General features: G+C 38.8%; 2 protein-coding genes and 1 CRISPR repeat array. Of the genes, one reads left to right on the forward strand and one right to left on the reverse strand.

Annotation, left to right across the window (positions count from 1 at the left end; translation table 11 throughout):
- Nucleotides 1-21 precede the first annotated feature (21 nt).
- Nucleotides 22-346: direct repeats of the CRISPR family, unit length 37 nt; unit sequence GTTACCATACCCTGTTATCACGGGTGCTCTTGTCAAC.
- Between the two features lie 362 nt (nucleotides 347-708).
- Nucleotides 709-1,950, reverse strand: a complete 1,242-nt coding sequence (locus tag BB781_RS15015; protein WP_094229259.1) for a hypothetical protein — start codon at nucleotides 1,948-1,950, stop codon at nucleotides 709-711.
- 278 nt (nucleotides 1,951-2,228) lie between these two features.
- Between BB781_RS15015 and BB781_RS15020 the strand changes: the two genes are divergently transcribed.
- Nucleotides 2,229-2,969, forward strand: coding sequence for an IS200/IS605 family accessory protein TnpB-related protein (locus BB781_RS15020; RefSeq protein ID WP_094229260.1), 741 nt, complete (start codon nucleotides 2,229-2,231; stop codon nucleotides 2,967-2,969).
- Nucleotides 2,970-3,050 lie beyond the last annotated feature (81 nt).

Here is a 3,050-nt window from a genome sequence, read left to right on the forward strand (position 1 = left end):
AGAACTAACAGACATGAACGTGTTACCATACCCTGTTATCACGGGTGCTCTTGTCAACTATAAACAGATATTAGAATCAATTTAAACGAGTCAAATGTTACCATACCCTGTTATCACGGGTGCTCTTGTCAACATTCAAATCCGAAAACATAGGTAAGGATACCATAGGTTACCATACCCTGTTATCACGGGTGCTCTTGTCAACAAATTTTAAGGTGATAAAATGGTTGTAGTTACTAGTTACCATACCCTGTTATCACGGGTGCTCTTGTCAACTAAGTGGCTGCTTGTGTTGAAAGTGCTTATTATGTTACCATACCCTGTTATCACGGGTGCTCTTGTCAACCCTATATATTTTATCCTTTAAACAGCTTTTGCTCCTCTGAGAATGCTTCTTTTTAGACCCCTTTTCTGAACATCTACTTTTCAACATGTGGTTTATAAAGGTCAGCCGAATCAAGAGCAGGTGACACTATGATTTAAGACTCCGGTAAAATGAGCAAAACGATATGTAGCGACCGAATTAGTCAAAATACATTCTGTATTATTCTGCATTGTCCAGGGTTTTGTGGCAAATTTCGGCTAATTTTCACTGGAGATCTACTTTTTGCCAGACCCTTTATAAAGGTTTCCAGTAGAAATTGAGGTTTTGTTTATATACTCAGGTGCTTTATATAGTCAAACTGGTTTCCTACACAAAAATATGAGCTATCTATCAATACTGGCTATTTTTGAGCGATGGACTACACTGTTATCAACAACAACGTCACCCTCGCAATTATCATGCATATCGCAGAAACTCAGGAGATTGCTTCGCTGTATAATAGAATCCGTTATGTTCACATTAAAGACCTGATAAACCAGCTCTTTGCCTTTAATCTCCTTTTCAATTGCCTTGTAAACCTCACGCCCCATATCAGCAAGCAGACCTGTCAGGGACTGTGCATCCGCTGTGGCTGCAAACAGCTCAACTGTCCTCTCCTTTGAAGAGATACTAAGCCTTAGAACAATATCATTGGTCTTGACCTTCGTTCTTGAATAGAACCACATCTCATACTGACCATCATCATTTGTCCGAAGTGTCCTCAAATGACGAAGATCATAGTTCTGCATCGTACTCAGCAGACTATTTTTCAGACCAAGTGCATCATAATCAGATCTTATGCCATATATCCTACTGTCCTTGCATGGCAGAGTCTCTATCAACTGACATAATCTTGCGATGTTTATGCCATGATCACTTTTCAGGATAGGACATGTGACCTCTATTCTCTCTGGTTCCATCTTTGCGGTCTGGAGATGACCTGTGGCATCCTTATAAGTAACTATACAGTCGATTACAGTTCCTTTAGAACACATCATGGGTTCAAAATAGACAGCAATGCTTTTTGACATATTAGCATGGATGTTCCCAAGATGAAATCTCTCTTTTTTCAGATCATAATCCGGCTCAGACCTGCCCAGATGCAGGTTCTTTTCATCATAATGAAAATCGAGTTCTACATCCGTTAATACAAGGGATGTATTGTTTGTGACGGACACCTTTAATCGTATAAATCCCCGGAAGAAATCATATCCGCGTTTGATAGAGAGAAGAAAGTTAGGAGCGCTATTGATATTTCGTGTAGTACTCTTATCGTTGCCATCACTTTTAACATTTGAAAAAGTATTTTTTTTACTTTCAGGCTTTGAGCCACTATTGGTGACCGTTACATCCGCGTAAGATGGGGACATAAATGCAACCCAGCCACTACCAAGACTTACTTTATTTGCATCAGCTCTGTCAATACTTCCAAACCTTGTTGCCTTTTTCCCACCTATGCTGGCTGCAGGAAACTTATCTCCATACACACCATCTTTATACACATACTTTACACCCTGAATGCACTCTTTGTCCTTTGCACGTTTAACAACAGCATGAGGGACATCCATACCAAGTTCATTTTGCATTTTGCTTCACCATAAAAGAAATGCACATATAATATATACTAACCTTAACTCTGCTAATAGCTTTAATTAAGTATAATCATTTCTATTTAAGTTAGATTTTGATTTATGATATATTTATGCAAATTTTTACAGAAACAAGTACTCTAAGAAGAGATTATGGGAAAAAGAATTTTAGAGGAAGATGGTTAAGCCTCCTATAACAAAACTTTCTATCTCATGGTAGTCGTGGATGTTCCCGATGAAGACCCAATAGACCCTCAAGGTGTATAGGAATAGACATGGGAACAATCAACATAGATACGACCTCAGATGGTGAAGTATTCTGTGGAAAGAAATGTACAGAAGTACGCCAGCGTTACTCCAACCTCAAAGCAATTCTTCAAAGTGTAGGAACTCACTCTGCTAAAAAGCATCTCAAGAAAATAAGTGGTAAAGAAAGGCGCTTTAAAAAAGATACCAATCATTGCATAGCTAAATCAATCGTTCAAACTGCAAAAGACACAAACAGGGCTATTGCAATTGAAAATCTCAAAGGCATTAGAACTAACAGCACGGTTAACAAAGCAGTGAGAACAGCTATCGGCAAATGGGCTTTTGATGAATTAAGTAACTTCCTCAAATATAAGGCTACCCTCGCAGGTATTCCCGTATTCGATATAGGCCCGAAAAACACATCGACAAGAATAATAGAAAAACTCAATCCGAATTCCTCTGTGTCAGTTGTGGACACCAAGAAAGTGCCGATATTAACGCTTCCAAGAACATATCATTTGGGGGTATTTATCAACTACCCTATAGTCCTCTGTCCTGTTAAAAGGAACATAGAAGGACAAGCCCCCCTATTCATAAAGTGGTTTTTGACGAAGGGCTTTCCAAATGGTGATATTAAGGATATCTACAGAACTTCGTTATTCTATTGCTTTTCTACAACGTCTACGGAGAAATCTTGTAAGAGCTACATGAACACAAAATCTAAATACTTACCGTACAGTAACTTACTGTATGGTAACATTCTTTGACCGCGTGAGAGAGCTATCTCAACTTGAAGAGATATATAGTGCCCCTTCTTCGTCCCTGGTAGTATTCTATGGAAGGAGGCG

It is taken from the genome of Methanolobus psychrotolerans, assembly GCF_002243045.1.
Taxonomy (GTDB): Archaea; Halobacteriota; Methanosarcinia; order Methanosarcinales; family Methanosarcinaceae; genus Methanolobus; species Methanolobus psychrotolerans.

Coding starts and splice junctions, on each gene's coding strand:
- BB781_RS15020 (WP_094229260.1), top strand. CDS start 2,229: ATGGGAACAATCAACATAGATACGACCTCAGATGGTGAAGTATTCTGT.
- BB781_RS15015 (WP_094229259.1), bottom strand. CDS start 1,950: ATGCAAAATGAACTTGGTATGGATGTCCCTCATGCTGTTGTTAAACGT.